Below are 19,024 nucleotides of genomic sequence, written 5' to 3'. Positions count from 1 at the left end.
ACTTCCCCGATTGAGGCATGCGGCATGGTCGTCGGCATGTAGAGGTACGATCCCTCGTCGAAAGGCGGCATGTACTCCCGTCCGAATCCGGGAAACGCGTGAGCAACCGTGGAAACGGGGCGACTTAGGCGCACGCTCTGGGGAAGGAAGCCGAACACCGTCTCGAAACCCAGCCAGGCCGTGGTGCCGAAGAGCAAGATCCCCGCAGGAAAGAGCAGAAACAGCAGCTTGCGCCGCAGGATCCCGCGAAGAAGCCTGGGGTAGAGCGACTCGAAGAGGCGGAAGGCGCCCATCACGGTTGCGATCAGCACGCCGACGAACAGGAGGTTGACGAGAATTCCCGTACCCCTTCCCAGGGGAAGCCAGTCTTCGGTCAGGAGAAGCGTTACCGTCACAATCGCAACGACATTCTCGGCGAGTGTCATGCGCTTGTTTAACGTCGTTGAAAGGAGCGGCCGGGCGAGGCGATAGGCGCCGAGAAACATGACGAGAAGACCACCGAGCAGGCTGTGACGAAGAAGCAATATACCGAGGCCGAAAAAGAGCCAATCACGCATGTGCTCCACGCGCAGCATCGAAAGCGCGATCCTCCGCGGGCCAGTGGCTGGGATCCTCGGCGCTTCAGGGCGTTTGCGAAAAACGATGAGTGCGGCGCCGGGAAGCACAAGCAGTGCGAAAAGCAAGGCACCCGTCATCGCAAAGGTCTTGGTGAACGCCAGCGGCGCAAACAGCCGCAGCTCCGTCGATGACAAACCGAAGACCGGCAAAAAGCTGACGACGGTGGTCAGAACGGAGGTCATGACCGCCGGCGCGACCTCCGCTGCAGCCCGGCGCACCACCGCGGCGCGCGGTGCGGCGGGCGGGGCTTGATCCATATGCTGGTTGATGTTTTCGACGAACACGATCCCGATGTCGACCATCGTGCCGATGGCGATAGCAATGCCGCCGAGAGCCATGATGTTGGCGTCCACGCCCGTAACCTTCATCAACACGAAGGCCGCAAGCACGCCCAGGGGCAACATCGAGGAGATCAACACCGAACTGCGGAGGTTCCGCAGCATGATCAGCACCACGATGATGGTGATCAGAATCTGCTGGTAGAGCGCGGTCGATAGGGTCCCAAGGGTCTCTTGGATCAGTGTGGTGCGATCGTAGAATGGAACGAGGGTGACCTGGCTTGTCGTGCCATCTTCGAGCATCCGTCTGGGAAGCCCGGGCTGGATCTGCGCGATCTTCTCCTTCACAGCGGAGATGACAGCCAGGGGGTTCTCCATGTAGCGGGCGACCACAACGCCGCCCACTGCGGGGGCGCCCTCATCGTCGAGGGCGCCGCGACGCAATCCCGGGCCATGGGCGACATGGCCCAAATCCCTGATGCGGATGGGGGTGTTCTCGCGGGCGACAACGACCGTCGCCTCCAGGTCCTCGATGTCCTTGACGAACCCGAGGCCTCGCACGACATACTCGACGCTGTTGATCTCGAGTGTGCGCGCGCCGACGTCAAGATTGCTGTTGCGGACCGCATTTACGACCTGGGTGAGGCTGACGCCGTGCGCCCGCATCGCTTCGGGATCGACGTCGACCTGGTACTCCCGCACGAATCCGCCGATGGACGCGACTTCACTGACGCCTTCAACCGACTGCAGCGCGTATCGCACCGTCCAGTCCTGGATGCTGCGAAGCTCGTCCGGGTCCCAGCCGCCGACGGTTCGCCCCTGTGGATCTCGCCCTTCGAGGGTGTACCAAAAGATTTGCCCCAGCGCGGTGGCGTCAGGCCCCAGGGTCGGCGTAAGACCGTCCGGCACCGTGCCCGGAGGCAGCGAGGACAGCTTCTCCAAAACACGCGAACGCGACCAGTAGAACTCCACATCATCGTTGAAGATCACGTAGATGCTGGAGAACCCGAACATCGAGGAGCTGCGGACGGTACGCACTCCGGGGATCCCCATGAGCGCCGTCGTAAGCGGGTAGGTGATCTGGTCTTCGATGTCCCGCGGCGATCGACCCGGCCACTCGGTGAACACGATCTGCTGATTCTCGCCGATGTCCGGGATGGCATCAACGGGGACCGGATCACGCGGCAGAAACCCGCTCTCGAAAGAGAACGGGGCGACATAGAGGCCGCCTCCGATAAGCATGGCCGCCAGCAGAAGGGCGATCAGCTTGTTGTCGACAAACCAACCGATCAGCGCATCCCAGGCGCCGCGTGGTCGATGGTCGGTTTTATTCGTGTGCGTGGTCAATGTTGGTGTCCTGCCGCTGGTGCCGCGCGACGCTCGCCGGAGGCGGCGTCAGCGGGGGGTTTCAAGAAACCGCCGGGCGCCACTTCCTGGCGCACCTCGCCGCAGGTCAACATCGATGCGCCGAAATATGCATTGGCGATGTCGGCGCTTTGCTGCACCCACAGGGCTCCCTTGTTTCCGAAAGCCATCGGGCAGAAAGCCAATCTAAGCGGATGATCGAGGGGGTTGCCGAACCGCACCAGCAGCTGGATGACGGCCTTGCTGAGAGGCTCGAAGCCCTGTCGGGCGTTTTGGAGATCGTCGGCCATGGCCACATGGCGGGCATGCCCCCGTAATTCCCCGGCGATCTCGGACCAAATAGTGTGTGCCCCTTGCGGTTGTTCCAGTTTGATCCGCTGCACGGCATCCGCCAGCATCGTCGCTGCTTCCTTTGCACGAGCGAGATCATCGTCAGCCAGAGCGAGCTGGACACTGAGATATGAAGACACAACGGGTGCCAGCCCTTTCCTTTTCTCCGGAGACAGGTCGATCACACCGTCCCACAAGCCTTCCTCGCGGTCGTCGCCGGCCGTCATCATGCTGGCGCCACCGCGAATCTGAAGGTCGGCATCGAGCGCGAACGCGCCCCGGGTCACCACCCGGTCTCCTTCAGCGAGGCCGGCTACGACTGCGTAGACCTCACCCAAGCGCGGCCCAAGCCGCACCGTACGCGGCTCGTACGCCACGCCACCGTCGGTATCGATCTCAACATAGACAATTGCTCGGCGGCCCGTGAACAGGGGCGCAGTCGCGGGGACGACCAGGGGACCTTGATCGCCCCGGTGTTCTCGCGTGACCATCGCTTCGGCGAACATGCCTGGCCGCAGCCGGCCATCTCGGTTTTCGACCTGCACGCGAACCCGGGCGGTGCGGAGCCGTACATCGAGCGTCGGATCGATGAAGGTCACCTCCCCCTCGAACTCCTCACCCGGGAGCGCCTCCACCGCAAACCGTACCGCCTGGCCCACCGAGAGGTGGGGCAGATCGGTTTCGTAGGCATCGAGCTGCACCCAAAGCGTACTCAGGTTGGCGATGCGGTAGAGGGGTGTCCCGGTTGAGACGTACGCGCCCTCCGTCGCGAGCCGCTCGATCACGGTTCCCGTATAAGGGGTGCGAATCGCCGCAGCGCGGGTCGGCCGCTGTTGTTGCTCCATGCGTGCGAGTTCGTCATCCGGCACCCCGAGCAGACGAAGACGTTCCCGGACCGCGTCCAGTGCCGCGCTTGCCGCCTGGCGGGAGGCTTGCGGGCTCTTTTGCATGCGCTCGACCTGCTGCTTGGCGACAAACAAGTCCTGGTGCGCGGAGAAGATTTCGGGACTGAAAAGCGTAGCGACCACTTGCCCCGCCCGAACGCGTTCCCCCGTGACGTTCACCTCAAGGCGATCGATACGTCCGTCGGTCCAGGCGGTCACCGTCTTGAGGGTGGTCTCGTTGGGCTCGACGCGCCCGAGCAATCGAAGTTTTGCCGACGGGTCGGATTGGCGGTGGACCGGCGCGGTCCTGAGTTTCGCGAGAGCGCGCGCACGTTCCGACAGCACGACCCGGTCGGAGTCGCTTGCACCGCCTTGATCGTCGCGCGCGTGAACCGGAATCAGATCCATCCCGCAAATCGGGCACTGGCCAGGCTCGGGTTGCCGGATTTGTGGATGCATCGCGCACGTCCAAATCGTCTCCTTTCCCTGCTCCGGTGCCTGAACCTGCGCCGCGTGTTCATAAGGCGCGCCGCAGGACCTCAGCGCGAAGATCGACGCGCCCATGACGAAGCCGATGAACAGCAGCAACGCCTTTCCTGCGTGCAATCGGGCTTGCCGCCGCAGCTTCGGGAACCAACCACTTTTATCCGTGGGGGTCATCTTTCTCTCCGGGAGACGGTTTGGGCTCGCGAGCGAGCTCCCGACCGACGAGTTCTTCGAGGCGGGCCCATTTGCGCGCATGGTCGGCTCGGGCGCGTTCGAGCTCGATCCGTTGCTGCAGCAGATCGCGCTGCGCCAACAATAATTGGGCGACTGTTCCGCGCCCTACCGTGTAAGCGCCGAGAACTGACTCGTAGGCTGCTTCCGCCTGGGGTACGAGTGTCCCTCGGTAGATCTCCACCCGCCGGGTTGCGTCCCTCAGATTCGCAAGCGTTGTGGTCAGCTCGGCCTCGACCCTGTCGAGCAGCGCTCTCTGTTCAGCGAGTTGGGCACGGGAATCCGCTTCGGCTGCAGCCACGCTATCGGCATAGCTGCCCTGCCAGAGGGGTACGCGTATGCCCGCGCCTATGATGACGGCGTCTTGCCCGCTGTCTTTCACACCGGGCGTGGCTGCTTCGTCGGTGATAATCCAGTCCGTGCCCACGGTGAAGCTCGGGAATTTATCAGCGCCTTCGGCGCGCGCCGTCGCTTCCGAGGCTTCGGCCAGGAAGCCCAAGCTTTCGACCATGGGGTGCGTGTGTATCAAGGATGCAAGCGCTGCCGAAGACGCCACCGGCATGTCGGCGCGGCCGGGCTCCTGGGGTGTGGGGACCGGGAATGCCGAGGCAACACCGATGGCAGCGCGAAGCTGCGCCTCGGCGCCACGTTCAGCCTCCTCCATCCCGCGGATGTTGTCTTCGATGCCCGCCGCCGCAAGGTCGATCTGCTGCAGGTCGGCCAGGATGGCGGTGCCGGTGGAGATACGCGCGCGAACGGACGCCGACAAGCCTCGAATCACTTCGAGGTGCTCGCGGCGGATGGCTTTCGTGGCCCGCACCTGCCAGAGGTTCCAATAGGCTGTGGCAACTCGCTGAGCGACGAGGAGTGCCTGCGCTTCGAAGCGCCGTTGCATCGCTCTGGCTTGCGCCGATGCGGCATCAGTGCCCGCGGTCAATTTCGTGGGCCAAGGAAACGCCTGTTGCAAGCTGATGCGGGCTTGCTGCGGCCCCACGCGCGTCTCAACTGACTCAACGAAGTAGCCGAACCCGATGGTCGGCTCCGGCAAACGTCGGGATCGCGAGATACGATGGACGCTGGCCTGCCAGCGCTCGAAACCTGCGCGGATCTCCGGATTTCGTTCAAGGGCAATACGAAGATAACCGGCGAGGCCCGCTTCAACGCGCGAACGCAGAGCGTCTCCGCGGGGGTCCTCATCCCAAGGTACCTCTTTCCCGAGAAGGGCGTAATCTTCGCGTACCGCTGAGAGGTCGTGGCGGACTGCGGGCTCGTATTTTCCCACGCAGCCAACCTGAATTCCAGTCAGCGCGACGATGGCTATGGTGCTCGCAACTGAAGGTCCAAGACGCATGCCAATCCTCATCGGCTACTCGACAAGGATCTCGCCGGAGATGTGGTTCATGGAGCAGGCGAACCTGATCTTGCCGGGTTTGGTCGGCGTGAAAGTGAGCTCCACCGCTTCGTTAAGAGGCAACGGAGCGGAGATCTTGAGGTCTTTGATGACGATGTCGGTCGCGCAAGTCCGCTCCACCTGGCGGGTGACGACGAGCTTCACCGGGTGCCCGGCGCGGACTTTAAAAGAGGCGGGGACGAACCCGTCCGAGGTCACCCAGAGCTCGACGACCTGCTCGTGACCCGTCTCGGCGGCTTTGTACTGGGAATGCATAGATGCCGGTGCCGCGTCCCGGTCCTTCGCACAGGCCGGGAGGGCCAGAAAGATTGCGGCCAACGAGGCGATGATGGCGATAGTTGCGGTCTTCAATGGTCGGTACCTCCTGTTTGAACTGTTATTTAATGTTTTCAGCAGCATCCGTGCCAAGCGCCCACAACGCCAAAAAAGTTCTATCTTTCAGGCTGTTGACATTGCCAACAGCATTGACCACCCTTCGGGAAGGGTTGAAATAACGGTTCGATGAGTTACGGTGTAACCGATAGAGTTACTCTGCGGGTGGGCGCCAAACGTCCCAGGGCGGTGTCCCCGAGGAGGTGGCATTTGGCTTACGACACTCCCTTGAAGAGAAGAGAAACCGGGATCGGAGCCGCGGCCAGGAAGATTTTATGGTCGGGGACCGGACGTCGCCTCTTCGTGGCTTTCGCCGCGATCATCTTGATTTACGCGCTGGCCTCGGGTTTGGCGCTCCATGGCCTCGTGCAGATCCGCAACGAGGTAACGGGGGCCCGCGAGCGGGTCGAGGGGTTGCAACTGGCGCTTGAGCTTGCCAGCGCGGTGCGCGACCAGTATGCCCACCTCGCCCACACGATCATTATCGGCGACGACAGCCACGTGAAATTCTACGAGAGTGCGCGCGATCACGCGCAAGCTCTTGTTTACCAGATGCACGGCTTTTCGACCAGACCCGACGAGCGACAGTGGACCGCACGAATCGAGGGGGCACTGAACGAATTGGATTCGGCTTATCGGAACCGGATCCTACCCCGTGTGCTGGCAGGCCAGCACGACGAGGTCCGGGAGGAACACGGACAGGTGTTGAGCAGCGTGGCGGTCGCACAGGATAACGCGGCCTTCCTGGCCGGCCGTTTCTCCGAGTCGGTGACCGAGCTTCAGGTGTTGGTCACCAGGATTCAACGCCGCACCCTCATCTGGGCGTTGTTTTTTTTGCTCGTCGCCCCCGCGCTCGCGGCAGGAGCGGGCACAGTCATCGGTCGCTCGGTCGCGCGTCCGCTTGCAGAGCTGAAGGCCGGTGCGGAGAGAATTGGCACGGGCGATCTCGACACAAGGATCGAGATCCAATGCATGGACGAGTTCGGCGCCCTCGCCGAGCAGTTCAACGCCATGGCGGCTTCGGTGAAGGAGCACCAGCACCGGCTTTTCCTCCAGGAGAAGCTGGCCGGCATCGGTAGACTGGCGGCCGGCTTGGCCCATGAGATCAACAACCCGCTTGGGGTCATCCTCGGCTACGTGCGGGTGCTCGGCAAGAAGGCCGAGGGCGACCTCCGCGAGGATCTGGCGGTCATCGAGACCGAAACCCTGCGGTGCAAAGAGATCGTCGACGGACTGTTGGATCTTTCCCGCCCGCCGAAGCCCGGAGTCTGCCCGGTGGATTTGCGCGAACTCGCCGAGGACGTGGCGGCGAAGTTGTCGGAATCGGATCAGACGCAGGGGGTTGGGATCTCTGTTGATGGAGAAGCCTCCGCGCAGGGCGACGTGCTCAAGCTGCGCCAGGTTGTTTTCAACCTCGTGAAGAACGCCGTCGAGGCCGTCGGCCCGGGCGGCCGGGTCGAGGTGCGGATCACCGATGGTGAAGGACAGACCGAACTGGCTGTCAGCGACAACGGGCCGGGTTTCCCCGCCGACGTCCGCGAGCATCTGTTCGAGCCCTTCTTCACCACGAAGCCGCGCGGCACCGGTCTCGGTCTGGCCGTGTCGCGCGCCATCGCGCTGGCGCATGGGGGCGATCTCCTCGTCGATGCCCCGGGGCGCGGAGCCAGGGTCGTGCTGCGCCTTCCGAGGGCCTCAGAGAGGGGGGCAACATGAGTCGTGCGCGCATTCTGGTCGTCGACGACAAGGAGAACATGCTCAAGCTGTTTGCCAAGATCCTCGGCGACGAATACGAGCTCACCACGGCAGCGGATGGCGGCCGCGCGCTTTTTCTCGTTGAGGAACAAGACTTCGACGTCGTCGTGACCGATGTCAAAATGCCCGGGGCCAGCGGTTTGGAGGTTCTTAAAGCCGTGAAGCGACGGCAGCCGGACACCGAGGTCGTGATGATGACGGCCTACGCCTCTGTCGGCGATGCCGTGGCGGCAATGAAGCTGGGTGCGTACGACTACCTCCAGAAGCCATTCGACCCGGATGCGGCTGTCCTGACCCTTGCCCGCGCCCTGGAGCGAAAGCGGCTGAAGGAGCAGGCGACCAGCCTGCGCAGGGAGCTTCAGGCCCACCACTCCTTTCAGAACATCGTCGGCAAGAGCCGCGCAATGCAGGATGTCTTTCGGCTCTTCGAACAGGCGGCCGGCCTCGACATCACCGTCCTCTTGACCGGGGAGACCGGCACCGGCAAGGAGCTCGCCGCTCGCGCCATTCATTACCAGAGCGCAAGGAAAGATCGCCGCTTCGTTCCGGTGAACTGCGGCGCCCTGCCAACGGGGCTGGTCGAGAGTGAGTTGTTCGGCCACGCTCGGGGCTCCTTCACGGGGGCGACCGGCGCCAAACCGGGTTTGTTCGAGGAAGCTGACGGCGGAACAGTCTTCCTTGACGAGGTCGGCGAGCTGCCCCTCGCCGTTCAGGTGAAGCTGAACCGCACTTTGCAGGAGAAGGAAATCCGCCGCGTTGGAGACAACACGGCCACGACCATCGACGTGCGGGTCATCGCGGCGACTTGCCGCGATCTGAAGGCCGAGTTACAGGCGGGACGCTTCCGGGAGGACCTCTTCTACCGGTTGAATGTGTTTCCCATCCGGATGCCGTCGCTCAGGGAACGCCGTGACGACATCCCGCTGCTCGCGGCGCACTTCCTCGCAAAGTATGAACGGGCCTTCCAGCGGACCCTGGCCGGCTTGACGCCCGACGCGCTGAGGGCCCTGACCGGGTATGCCTGGCCGGGGAACGTCCGTGAGCTGGAGCACGCCGTGGAGCGAGCGGTGGTTGTGGCCACCGGAACGGAGATCGATGCCCGCGATCTACCGGAGGATCTCCAGGAGAATCGAAGAGAGAACCTGCCCATCGAAACTCTCGTCAAGCTGCCGTACCGGGAGGCCCTGGACACGGCCAAAAAACGTTTCACACGCGACTACCTTGCCGCGTTGTTGCGGGAGTTCGAGGGAAACGTCACGCGTGCGGCAGAGCGTGCCGCGATGGAACGGGAGAGTCTTCACCGCCTTCTCAAGCGTTACGGTGTCCGATCGGAAGACTTCAAGTCGGAACGCTGATGGGTGCTGGTGGCACCGCCAGGGCGCCAGCCCTCTGCCGGCGATCAGAAGCGTGAAGAAGAGCGCGATCGATCGGCAATAACAGAAGTACCACAGCTTGTAGTGATTTCGGGATGAATGGTGAATGTCCCTTGGAGCCACCACCCCCGTGCAAATCTCAGCGGCGTGAGGCTTACTTAGGTGCGCCGCAGCGACTTCGAGATGCAGCGCAACGCAGAAAGCGGACTTTCTGCGGAACCGTCAAGTTTGGCGCCACTTCAGTCCGACCACGCTCGCCTGCACGCCCAGAAGGACGGCAAAGGCGACGAAGCCGGCGCTGGGGTGCAGGTGCAACGATATTCCCTCCACGGCCACGGCCGCAACGCTCATCCCAATGCCCCAGGCTAAATAGTAGGCTCCGGAGATGCTGCCCTTCAATTCAACCGGGGCCGCATCATTTAGCCGAGCCATGGAGGCCAGGTAAAACGCGCCCAGGCCAAAAGCCGCCAGGGTGAGCAGTCCCATGGCGCCGTAAAGGCCGACATAGGGGAAGATGCCAATACCGACGGCACCGGCCGCAAGCCCCAGGCGCATCACCCGTCGCCGGCCCAGGCCGTCCACCAACGGGCCGAAGATAAGCTGGGACAGGCTGATCATCAGGTAGAAGATTACAAAAAACAACGTGGTCAGGCTTGCCGGAGCCCCGTGGTAAACGATGAGAAACCCCGGAATGACGGTAAGAAACATCCCATAGGCGCCTCCCCAGAGCAGGATGCCCCACAGGGCGTTGCCCACCCCCGGCATGCCCAGAAGCCGGGCGACATCCGATGGCCTAATCTGTTGTCCGACTATTGCAGGGGTCTTGCCTGTGTCGGCAATACCCCAGTAAAGAATCGCGGCACCGGCGATACAAAGCCCCGCGTAAACGCTGAAAGCCATGTTTCCCCGGGCCAGATAGCCGATCACCGGCCCGACAGTCAAACCGATATGGATCGCCGCGTTGTAATGGCCCATGGCCAATGCCCGCCGGTCATCATGATGCACCGAGAGCAAGGCCGGACCCAGTGCCCAAACCGGTGCCTCGCCAATTCCTTGAACGATGCGGGCGACCAGTATAACGGTTGCATTGGGGGCAAGGTAGAAGATCAGACCGGCGGCGGCACAGACCAGATAGCCTCCCACCAGAAAGGCACTGGCACCGAAACGGTCTGCGAGGTAACCCACCGGCAGTTGAGCGGCAAGATAGGCGACGGCAAAACTGGTGCTCAACAGCCCAAGAGAAATCCCGTCGGTGGAAAGATCCAGGATGCGGCGGGGCAGAATCGAAACGATGGCCCCGACCCCCGCCATCATGCAAAAGGCTGCCGTGAACAACACGGTCGGCAATCCAGGCTTTTTCATGGAGTTATTCCCCGGGGAAATAGCCCTTCGGGACAGTTGGAAGTTGTGCGGTTCTGCCGGCCCGGCGCGTCATCGCATTCCAGGCCGAAGAAAGCGGCTTTTACACCTTGCAGGCGTCCGGTCGATGATCCGCGAGAGCGCGGACGTAACCGTCGTGGTGTGCGCAAACCGCCGCTACCGCATCCTGCAGACCGAGCTTACCCGTGCCGGTATCGCGCAGCCCGGACCCAAGGCGCTAACGCTCACCGATCTCACACGCCCGGTGATCGACTGGGTGGCGCTGGCCAGGGTCTTCGGCGTGCCGGCTTGCAGGGTGGGCACTGACGGCGAATTCGCCGGTGCGCTTAAACGCGCACTTGCCGAACACGGTCCCAGCCTGTTCGAGCCGGTGATTGGCTGATGCCGGAGAAGGAGGCACCCAATCGAGCAAGTCAGGGGATGTCTTCATCAAAAACCTCTATGACGGGCAAGGGAACCCTAATGACCCGTGGAGCCATCAAGGGGCATGAAATCCAGGTATCACGAACGCCTGTAACCCCAGCGCAACCTCTTTGGCGTCCGCAGGGTTACACCAAATTCACCATAACCGGGATGCGGCTGGGCGAACAGACGGTGCTCAAGTGGCGCGCTGTGGACTGGGAGCGAAAGACCATCTCGATCGTGGTCTCCCGGGTGATGGGGATCGAGGGTCGTCCCAAAACCAAGGAATCCTAACGGGATATCGACATGCTGCCGGTGGTCGAGGAGGCGCTCCGGGAACAGCGGCGGCAGAATCCCACGAAGTCCCCTTATGTGTTTCTCAACAACGACGGCAAACCGGTAGACTGCGAGACCCTCCAAAAGACCACCTGGACACCGGGGCTGAAGCGTGCGGAACTGGAGTACCGGTTGATGTACCACACCCGGCACTCCTTTGCGACCCTGATGCTCTCGGGCGGGGAAAACATGGGGTGGGTGCAGCAAATGATGGGGCATGCCTATCTGAAGATGATCCAGGAGCGCTACTACCGCTTCATTCAAAATCTGACCCACACCGACGGCAGCGCGTTGGCGGAAAAGTTCCAAAGGAACCTGGTTCGAGTTACCCCGAATTTACCACAAAATGACGAAGGGGATCACCTCGCCCAGGTAATCCCCTTTAATCGTTGAATTTTTTTTCCAAATAATGGTGGCGGCGGCGAGAGTCGAACCCAAGTGCCCCCACGGCTGGCGCGGGTTTAAAGCAAGGGGGGCCACATGGAGGCCACAAGCTCATTAGCTGTCAGAATGGGATTGCACCCACCTGAATTCATCCATATATAACAGCAACGGGTGTCAAAGAATCTTGTTTTAATCACAAATTTCCTTCAATTTCTTAGACCACAATATTTTGATGGCTCCTTTGCCGGCCTTAATTTCCAGCTTTTGGCAAGCTATACCAAATTCTTGAGGCTGCTGTTTCTATGGGATAGCCAGAGCATAATTGCGTGGCTATTCATATAACCTCATGTTTGGCGATCACATTCCCCTTCGGGTCTTTTTTCTCCACCCGCTGGGAAAAATCCCCCTCGATGTTGATGCCGTTCTCGTCGATGTTGATGTTGAATTCGTTGTCCTTCAGGTTGGGAAGTCCAGCCGGTAGACATATTCATCCTTTGATTCGTCCATATGGACCTTGACGTCGTCTGCATCGTCGGAAAACCGGTCGCCGAACCATTCATGCCAGGAATGATCGAACCGATTTCGGATGTTTTCATCCATCCGGTCTTGCAACCGCTGGCGCATCTGTTCCATTTCTTCAAAGGGGTCTTTTCCCCCTGAAAAGAACTAGTCGTCGAAAAAGCGATCGAACATATCGCGGTTTTCGTACTTATCGGTTTTCAATTTCCGGTCCAAAAAGGTGGAAAATGAGTCGATATCGTCGAAGACCCTGCCGCCGTCGGAACCTTTGGCGCATACATCCAAATGACCGCCGCCTGGAAGACGCAGACCAGCGATAACACAATGATGACGGCCACGTATTTGTTTACAGGTTCTCGCTCTGACATGTCGGTCGCCTTCCGGATGCATGTAAAAGCATCCATCCGCTGTTAGATCAAAAAGCTCGAATTTCGACACGTCGAAAGACCAGGGGCCTCCTAATCCCCGGTCTTTCCCATGCCGTGTTCAGCCCCTGTTTTTCATCGTCAACTGTTTTTTGATGCGGGACCTTCTGATACCTTGTTCACCAAATGGGCCTGGCCGGGTTCTTGATGGAACAATTTCACGGTCCGTTCCCAGAACCCGTCAATAATGCCGGCTGTCTCCTTTCCCAGGCTCTTGGGCTTCAGGGCGGCGATGTCGTCTTCAAGCTGCTTCACATCCTTAGTGACGACCGCGTCCTTGCCCATCAGTTCGCGGTACATCCCCAGGTGAATCTGGGCCAATTTCAGATTTTGCCGGGCGGCTTCGGTATTCCCGTCTTGGACCATTCGCTCCGCCAGTTTCAGGGCTTGCTGTGCCTGGACCAGCGAATTGTCGTTCTCGTTCACCACGAATTCGATGCCTTGGGTCTGGGCGAGCACGAGCTGCATCAGCGCATCTTCCGGCTTGTCCAACAGGGCCATGGCGCGGTTCAATTTCCGTTCGATGTAGTTCAGATCGGCCAGCACCGACGTGTGGATGATGTCGGCGTCTTCAAGCTTAAGGCCTTTGAGTTCAGCCGCTTTTCCCTTGGCGTCGAGGATGGGCTGGACGACTTCCATGGAAACCATTTCTTCATACAGCGGGATCCGGTCATCCTGCACCCGGTCGATGTCCTGGTAGACTTCTTTCCCGTTGGCATCCTTGACGACCGTGGTCACGGTGGTGACGGGGAGCAGGTTTCGAACCACCTTGATCAGCTTACGGGCGTTCTCGATGTTCGATTTGGACCCGTTGGGATTTCCATCGAGAAGATCGTTGGCCGCCTCGTTCAGGTGATTGACGATCCGCGAGGTCAGCAGGGATGCCTGGTGCAGGTCGTCGGAAGACAGAGTTCCTTCGGTGTGCCGCTCGACCGTTGTCTTGTAGCGGTTCCCGCTGCCGATCATCGTCTGGGACGCGTCTTTCTGGACCGTTGCTGTCGCCGCATGGCCGGTCTGGCCAGTTGCCCCGACCGTCGCGCCGACCAAAAGAACCAGGGCGATCGCCGAAAACGCGCCGATGAGAATTTTGCCGGTCCGATTGAGAAAAACAGCATGAATCGTTTTCACTTTACTTTCCTCCTTTCTTTTCATCGTCATTCTCACTATTCCCGTTACTAACCTACAAGAATGACTCGCCGTTTACGGTCTCTGATGCTTTTCACATCACCTCCTCTCCTATTCCACAGTTCCGTCGGCGCCGGGGTCCTCGCGTTTCATTCCCTGCACAGCAGAATGGCATTCACTTTTTCCAGCAGTTCATCCACATCGAAAGGCTTGTCGAACATGGCCGCGACGCCGCATTCGGCGGCCTGGGCATGGGTTTCGTCGTCGCCAAAGGCGGTGATCAGGATCATGGGGGGGAAATTCGCTCGTTTGGGTTGGCCCTGAAGGACTTCCATGCCAGTAACGCCGGGCATCCGGATGTCGGAAATGATCAGGTCGAAGGATTCGTGGACCGGTTCGTAGGGCAGCAGAAAGGCAGCCAAATGGGTCAGCATGTCGACACCGTCCGAGCACTTAACCACATCATAGCCGGCTCGCTTCAGCGAAAGCGCCAACAAGGTCCGCATCTCCTTGTCGTCCTCCGCCAGCAGAATGCGATACCGCCTCGCTGGTTCCGCATCGGGTGCGACATCATTGAAATAAACGTCCGCATGAAGAGTTGTGTTCATTGCCACGGTCATTATGGCGTCCTCCTTTGTGTGGGTCGATTCGCGACGAATCTTTTTGCCTGAAATTCTGTACAATACTTATGCCAGATTGAAGATTTAAGAATAACAGGGTGTTATGGGGTTGGGGAACGAGGGGGGGATGTGGCGTTTCGCCCGTCCGGGGCAAAATGCCCCATCATCTCAAATCACAGGTCTTGAACGCTGCGGAAATGGGGTTGAAAACCCAAGCCATACGCCGTTGCCGCTCCGCGGCATTCATCGGCCCAAGAAGATGATAAGGAACGGCCATCTGGGCTGGTTACAAGTCTTGAACGCCGTACAGCTGGAGCTTCCGGTAGAGGGTTTTCCGGTCGATTTTCAATATTCGCGCCGCCGTCGTCCGGTTGCCCTCGACCGCTTTCAGCACGTGGAGGATATACCGGCGTTCGACTTCTTCCATGGGCAGGAATTCGTGGGGGTCGTGGCCGCCGATAAAGAAATGGTCGGTGCTGTAGGCTTGGATTTTCGGGGGGAGGTCGTCCACGGCGATCTTTTCAAATCGCGTCAGGGCCACGGCCCGTTCCATGGCGTTGCGCAGTTCCCGTACGTTCCCGGGCCAGGCATAATCGAGCAGCTTCTGGGCCGCGTTTTCCGACACGCCGGTCACCCGCTTGTCGAACCGATCCGCGAAGCGTTGGATGAAATGCCCGGCCAGGGCCAGAATGTCGGCGCCCCGGCTCCGCAGCGGGGGCGCGGCCATCTGCATGACGTTGAGGCGATAGAACAGGTCTTCGCGGAATTTCCCGGCCTCCACCGCCGATTCGAGATCGATGTTGGTCGCGGCCAGGATGCGCACGTCCACGGCGATCTCGGCGTCGCTGCCCACCGGTCGGATGCAGCGTTCTTCGATGGCGCGCAGCAGCTTGGGCTGGAGCATCATGGGCAGCTCGCCGATTTCGTCCAGGAACAGGGTCCCCTTTTCCGCCTCCTGGAACAGCCCCTTCCGGTCGGTTTTGGCGTCGGTGAAGGCGCCGCGTTTGTGACCGAAAAGTTCGCTTTCCAAAAGCGGTTCCGGCAGGGCCGAACAGTTGACGGGAATGAACGGCGCATCGCGGCGTTTGCTGTGCCGGTGCAGGTTCCGGGCGATCAGTTCCTTGCCGGCCCCGCTCTCGCCGGTGATGAGGACGGAAATGTCGGTCCCCGCCACGCGGACGATCTGGGAAAACAATGCTTTCATGGGCGTGCTGTCGCCGATGAGATCGTCGAACCGCCGGGCGCGGGCGGCTTCCCCTTTCAGGCGCTTCACTTTTTCCCGGAGGGCGCGGTGGGAGACGGCCCGGTTGAGGGCCGCTTCCAGGATGTCCAGGTCGATGGGTTTTGTCACGAAATCATAGGCGCCGGCCCGAATCGACGCGATGGCGCTGTCGAGGCTGCCGAAGGCGGTGATGGTGATGACGGGGATGTCCGGACGGTTCGCCGCGATCCGCTCGCACAATTCGATGCCGGTCATCCCCGGCAGGTGGATGTCGGCGAGCACGACGTCGAAATCCGCCTCTTTCACCTTTGCAAAGGCATCTTCCGCCCGGTCTCGCCACTGAACGGTGAACCCGCGACGGCCCAAATCGAAATCGAGCAGGTCCAACATGGCCCGGTCGTCGTCGACGATCAGCACGTTTCCTTTCATGTTGTCTCCGCCTCCAGGGGCAGATGCACCGTGAAGCACGCCCCTTCGCCCGGTTCGCTCTCGACGTCGATCCAGCCGCCGTGCTCCTCTATGATGCCATAGGCGATGGACAGCCCCAACCCCGTACCGGCGCCCACTTCCTTTGTGGTATAAAACGGCTCGAACAGGTGGGCCCGGCGATCCGGGGGGATGCCTGGGCCTTCATCCTTGACGGCGATCATCAGGCATCGCGCTTCCGACCGGGTTCCATCCGGGCGCGGTTTCCGCCCGACGGTCAGGGCGACATCGAGGCGTCCGCCGCCGTCCATGGCCTGGATGCCGTTCATGACCAGGTTCGTGATCACCTGCTGAACCTGTATGGGATCGATGGAAACCGCCGGGATGTCGCTGTTTTGGATGAGGTTGAACGATACCTTGGCCTTTCGGGCCGGCTGGGCGAGCATGTCGAGAACCTGCCGGACCAGGGTTTCCATGTCCTGGCGGGAGCAACGGGGTTTTTTTCTTCGGGAGAAATCCAGAAGCCCTTGTATGATTTTGGTAATACGCTCCGTCTGCTCTCCGATGATGCGGGCGCAATCAACAATGTCGTCCGCCGGAAGATCATTGGCGCGGATCAGCTTGGCGCGGCCGGATATGACGTTGAGCGGGGTCCCCAGTTCATGGGCCATGCCGGCCGACAGCCGGCCCAGGGTGGCCAGCCGCTCGGCGTGACGCAACTGCTCGAGGGCCTGGATTCGGCGCTGATTTTCGACAATGAGGGCGTTCCGACCGGCCTCGAGGTCCCGGCACATGGCGTTCAGGGTTTTGGCGAGTTCGGCGAACTCGTCTTGGCCCTCCACGACCAGGTCCTGGGACAGGTCGCCCGCCCCGATCCTGCGGGATTTGTCGATAAAGCGAAGCAGTGGCCGATGAATCCACCATTTAAAAGAGAACCAAAGAATCCCGCCCGACGTCAGGAACAGGACCATGCCCGTGACGGTCAGGTGCAGGAGCGAATTGCGCGTGTAGCGTTTCATTATGGCCAGGGATTCGGACAATTCGATGGCGAACCGTGGCCGCGAGTCTGACGAAATGGGTACATAGGTCAACCGGAAGGCATCGCCGCCGGTTTTCTTCACCACCATGGATGCGGCGTTGCCGCGACGAACCGCCGCCAGTTTTTCGGGATCCGCCGCCGGGGCGAACCGACCCGATGATCTGTCGAGATCCACCCAGCGGATGGCGACGGCGCCCTCCTTTGAATTGGCGTCGCGGATGAGTTGAACCGCGACCGGCTCCCCGGCATCCTTCAAGGCGTGTTCAGCCATGCCGGACAGCGCTTTTCCCAGCAGGAGCGCGTCATCTTCCATGTCCGTGTTGAACAGGGCGAGTTCTCGGCGATAGCTGATGTATTCAGCGCTGGCCAGGATCAGAATCAACACCAGGATCAAGAGAAGATAGACTTTGTAGAATAGTTTCATAGTGAAAATCTCATGCCTAGCGCCCCTTCCGGAGCACCCGGGTCGCCAGATCCCGGATCATTTGTAAACAACATTCTATATTATAATAAATCTTTCGTGTTTTGACGAGTGATTCTATCCATTTGATTATTTTTTACGGCAGCCTTTCCTAATCATTTTAATGCTTTCTTCGGCCTCAGGTGCAATAATTGCGTTAGTCCGCATGTGGTCTTCAAGAAAGGTGTCTGCCGTCGGCACATGCTCTTTTCCGTCTAAAACATATCGAATCAGAAGACAACCGCTTGGAAGTCCGAAAGTGCTTATTTTTCGGATCTATAACCAAGAATAAGGCTAAAGCGTTTTAAGTTGGCTCCGAGCAATAGATTCCACCATTAATAGATCTTCGAAGCTGGCGACCTGGAGCATGGGCCAACAACGATCTGAGCCTTGCCATGACTGGCAATCGTTTCATCACCAGTTTCAGTTCACTTTTCTCATTCGTTTTCAGCACTAGTTCCCGCTGATTCCAACGGAAACCGATTTCATGCAAGTAGCAGGACAGATGCTTTTTGCTCAAATAATGAAAGATACCTTGCCTGGCCCGCTCAAGTATCGCGTTATAAGATTCGGCTGTGTTGTTGTGGATTTCGCCACGTGGGTATTCCTTGCGCTGGTGATTCACCCACACATGAGAAGCGTACCCTTCGCCGATTCGTTTATACGCTTGCAACTCATCGGTTTTAAGATGAGCCCGTTTATCGACGAACCGATCAACGATGGGCGACAGGTTGGGGATACTGTCGCTTGGAACTGGTGCCGACCGCACCGGGCCGTTGCGCTCAACGGCAACCAGCACCCATTGTTTGCGGGTTCCTCTGCCGCGTTTGTGAACAACGCCTTCCTGATAGCGCGGTTTGCCGCCAATGTATTTTTCGTCCAGTTCGACAATGCCGGTCAAAGCCGCGGCGGTCGAAGCTGGCGAGTGATAATTGCCGGGTGCGGTCGCAGGTTTGACTGATCAGTGCTGCCCCAAGCTGCCGGGCCTCGCGGGCCGGAGCCGCCTCGGCAAAAAAGATCCAGGCGTGAGCACCGTTGCCGGAGCGGGAAATCTCCAGCGCCGCCGGAATGCCAAGTTCACGGCAGGATTGCATGAAAGCCTTGGCATCCTCCCGCCAGTCGGCCTCATCGAAATCGGCCGCCAGAAAGTAGCAACTGTCGTCGATCAGGAGTGGATAGACGCCGATGGTCTGTTTCCCGGCCAAATGGTCGTAAATCACCTGATCGGTCACCGGCAGGAGCTGTCGCTGGTTGCAGTCGCCGCATTTCACCCGGGGCTTGTGGCAGACGCCGGGTTTCCACTCATTGCCGCAGGCCGGTGAGTAGCCAGATGTGCCCTTGGCAGACTTCCAGCGCTGCGGATAGACATCTTCACGTCCACGGAACAGGCTGCGGAACAGGGCAATCTTGTCGTCGGTGGTAAAATGAGTTGGAGCTGGTGCCGATTCCGTTGGGGCAGGAACGGGGGCAGTGGCGGTCGGTTCTTCCCAGGCGATACCGTGATGGGTCAGCAGTTCCTTGAGGCGGGCGTTCTCCTCGCGCAGCCGCCGCAGTTGATCTTGTTCGCCGCCCGATACCATCTCTTG

General features: G+C 60.3%; 17 protein-coding genes. 4 read left to right on the top strand and 13 right to left on the bottom strand.

Features of this window, described 5'->3' with window-relative positions:
- The 4 genes from LJE63_07610 to LJE63_07595 form a co-directional block, all read right to left on the bottom strand.
- On the bottom strand, window positions 1-2,243 hold a 2,243-nt coding region (locus LJE63_07610), incomplete at its 3' end, for an efflux RND transporter permease subunit (GenBank protein MCG6906475.1).
- Window positions 2,240-4,135: an efflux RND transporter periplasmic adaptor subunit gene (locus LJE63_07605; protein ID MCG6906474.1), complete on the bottom strand. Its 1,896-nt coding sequence runs from the start codon at window positions 4,133-4,135 to the stop codon at window positions 2,240-2,242. The genes LJE63_07605 and LJE63_07610, both read right to left, overlap by 4 nt.
- Window positions 4,119-5,543: a TolC family protein gene (locus LJE63_07600; protein MCG6906473.1), complete on the bottom strand. Its 1,425-nt coding sequence runs from the start codon at window positions 5,541-5,543 to the stop codon at window positions 4,119-4,121. Before LJE63_07600 ends, LJE63_07605 begins: the two co-directional genes overlap by 17 nt.
- Window positions 5,544-5,558: 15 nt before the next feature.
- Window positions 5,559-5,954, bottom strand: a complete 396-nt coding sequence (locus tag LJE63_07595; protein MCG6906472.1) for a cupredoxin domain-containing protein — start codon at window positions 5,952-5,954, stop codon at window positions 5,559-5,561.
- Between the two features lie 231 nt (window positions 5,955-6,185).
- Between LJE63_07595 and LJE63_07590 the strand changes: the two genes are divergently transcribed.
- Window positions 6,186-7,688 (top strand): HAMP domain-containing protein, encoded by a 1,503-nt coding sequence (locus tag LJE63_07590; GenBank protein MCG6906471.1) that lies wholly within the window; start codon window positions 6,186-6,188, stop codon window positions 7,686-7,688.
- A complete protein-coding gene (locus LJE63_07585; protein ID MCG6906470.1) occupies window positions 7,685-9,082 on the top strand; it encodes a sigma-54 dependent transcriptional regulator in 1,398 nt (465 codons plus the stop codon). Before LJE63_07590 ends, LJE63_07585 begins: the two co-directional genes overlap by 4 nt.
- A gap of 240 nt (window positions 9,083-9,322) precedes the next feature.
- On the opposite strand, the gene LJE63_07580 is transcribed toward LJE63_07585, so the two are convergent.
- On the bottom strand, window positions 9,323-10,462 hold the full coding sequence (locus LJE63_07580) for an MFS transporter (protein ID MCG6906469.1): 1,140 nt from the start codon (window positions 10,460-10,462) through the stop codon (window positions 9,323-9,325).
- On the opposite strand from LJE63_07580, the gene LJE63_07575 reads away from it, so the two are divergent.
- On the top strand, window positions 10,461-10,862 hold the full coding sequence (locus LJE63_07575) for a thiamine pyrophosphate-dependent enzyme (GenBank protein ID MCG6906468.1): 402 nt from the start codon (window positions 10,461-10,463) through the stop codon (window positions 10,860-10,862). The two genes, LJE63_07580 and LJE63_07575, sit on opposite strands and share 2 nt — an antisense overlap.
- A 326-nt stretch (window positions 10,863-11,188) precedes the next feature.
- Window positions 11,189-11,611: a tyrosine-type recombinase/integrase gene (locus LJE63_07570; GenBank protein ID MCG6906467.1), complete on the top strand. Its 423-nt coding sequence runs from the start codon at window positions 11,189-11,191 to the stop codon at window positions 11,609-11,611.
- Between the two features lie 447 nt (window positions 11,612-12,058).
- Here the strand turns inward: LJE63_07570 and LJE63_07565 are convergent, their stop codons facing one another.
- The 8 genes from LJE63_07565 to LJE63_07530 form a co-directional block, all read right to left on the bottom strand.
- Window positions 12,059-12,226: a hypothetical protein gene (locus LJE63_07565; protein MCG6906466.1), complete on the bottom strand. Its 168-nt coding sequence runs from the start codon at window positions 12,224-12,226 to the stop codon at window positions 12,059-12,061.
- 42 nt (window positions 12,227-12,268) lie between these two features.
- Window positions 12,269-12,406, bottom strand: coding sequence for a hypothetical protein (locus LJE63_07560; protein MCG6906465.1), 138 nt, complete (start codon window positions 12,404-12,406; stop codon window positions 12,269-12,271).
- A 221-nt stretch (window positions 12,407-12,627) separates the two neighbouring features.
- Window positions 12,628-13,704, bottom strand: a complete 1,077-nt coding sequence (locus LJE63_07555) for a hypothetical protein (GenBank protein MCG6906464.1) — start codon at window positions 13,702-13,704, stop codon at window positions 12,628-12,630.
- A 116-nt stretch (window positions 13,705-13,820) separates the two neighbouring features.
- A complete protein-coding gene (locus LJE63_07550; protein MCG6906463.1) occupies window positions 13,821-14,291 on the bottom strand; it encodes a response regulator in 471 nt (156 codons plus the stop codon).
- A gap of 286 nt (window positions 14,292-14,577) precedes the next feature.
- On the bottom strand, window positions 14,578-15,942 hold the full coding sequence (locus tag LJE63_07545) for a sigma-54 dependent transcriptional regulator (protein ID MCG6906462.1): 1,365 nt from the start codon (window positions 15,940-15,942) through the stop codon (window positions 14,578-14,580).
- Window positions 15,939-17,402 (bottom strand): HAMP domain-containing protein, encoded by a 1,464-nt coding sequence (locus LJE63_07540; GenBank protein MCG6906461.1) that lies wholly within the window; start codon window positions 17,400-17,402, stop codon window positions 15,939-15,941. The genes LJE63_07545 and LJE63_07540 overlap by 4 nt, the downstream gene beginning before the upstream one ends.
- Before the next feature lie 340 nt (window positions 17,403-17,742).
- Entirely contained in the window at window positions 17,743-18,339 is a 597-nt protein-coding gene (locus tag LJE63_07535; GenBank protein ID MCG6906460.1) for an IS1595 family transposase, read from the bottom strand.
- On the bottom strand, window positions 18,221-19,024 hold an 804-nt coding region (locus LJE63_07530), incomplete at its 5' end, for a hypothetical protein (protein ID MCG6906459.1). The genes LJE63_07535 and LJE63_07530, both read right to left, overlap by 119 nt.

Source organism: Desulfobacteraceae bacterium (assembly GCA_022340425.1).
Lineage (GTDB): Bacteria > Desulfobacterota > Desulfobacteria > Desulfobacterales > JAABRJ01 > JAABRJ01.
Note: the sequence above shows the minus strand (reverse complement) of the source record. Positions and strands in the feature narration are given on the sequence as shown.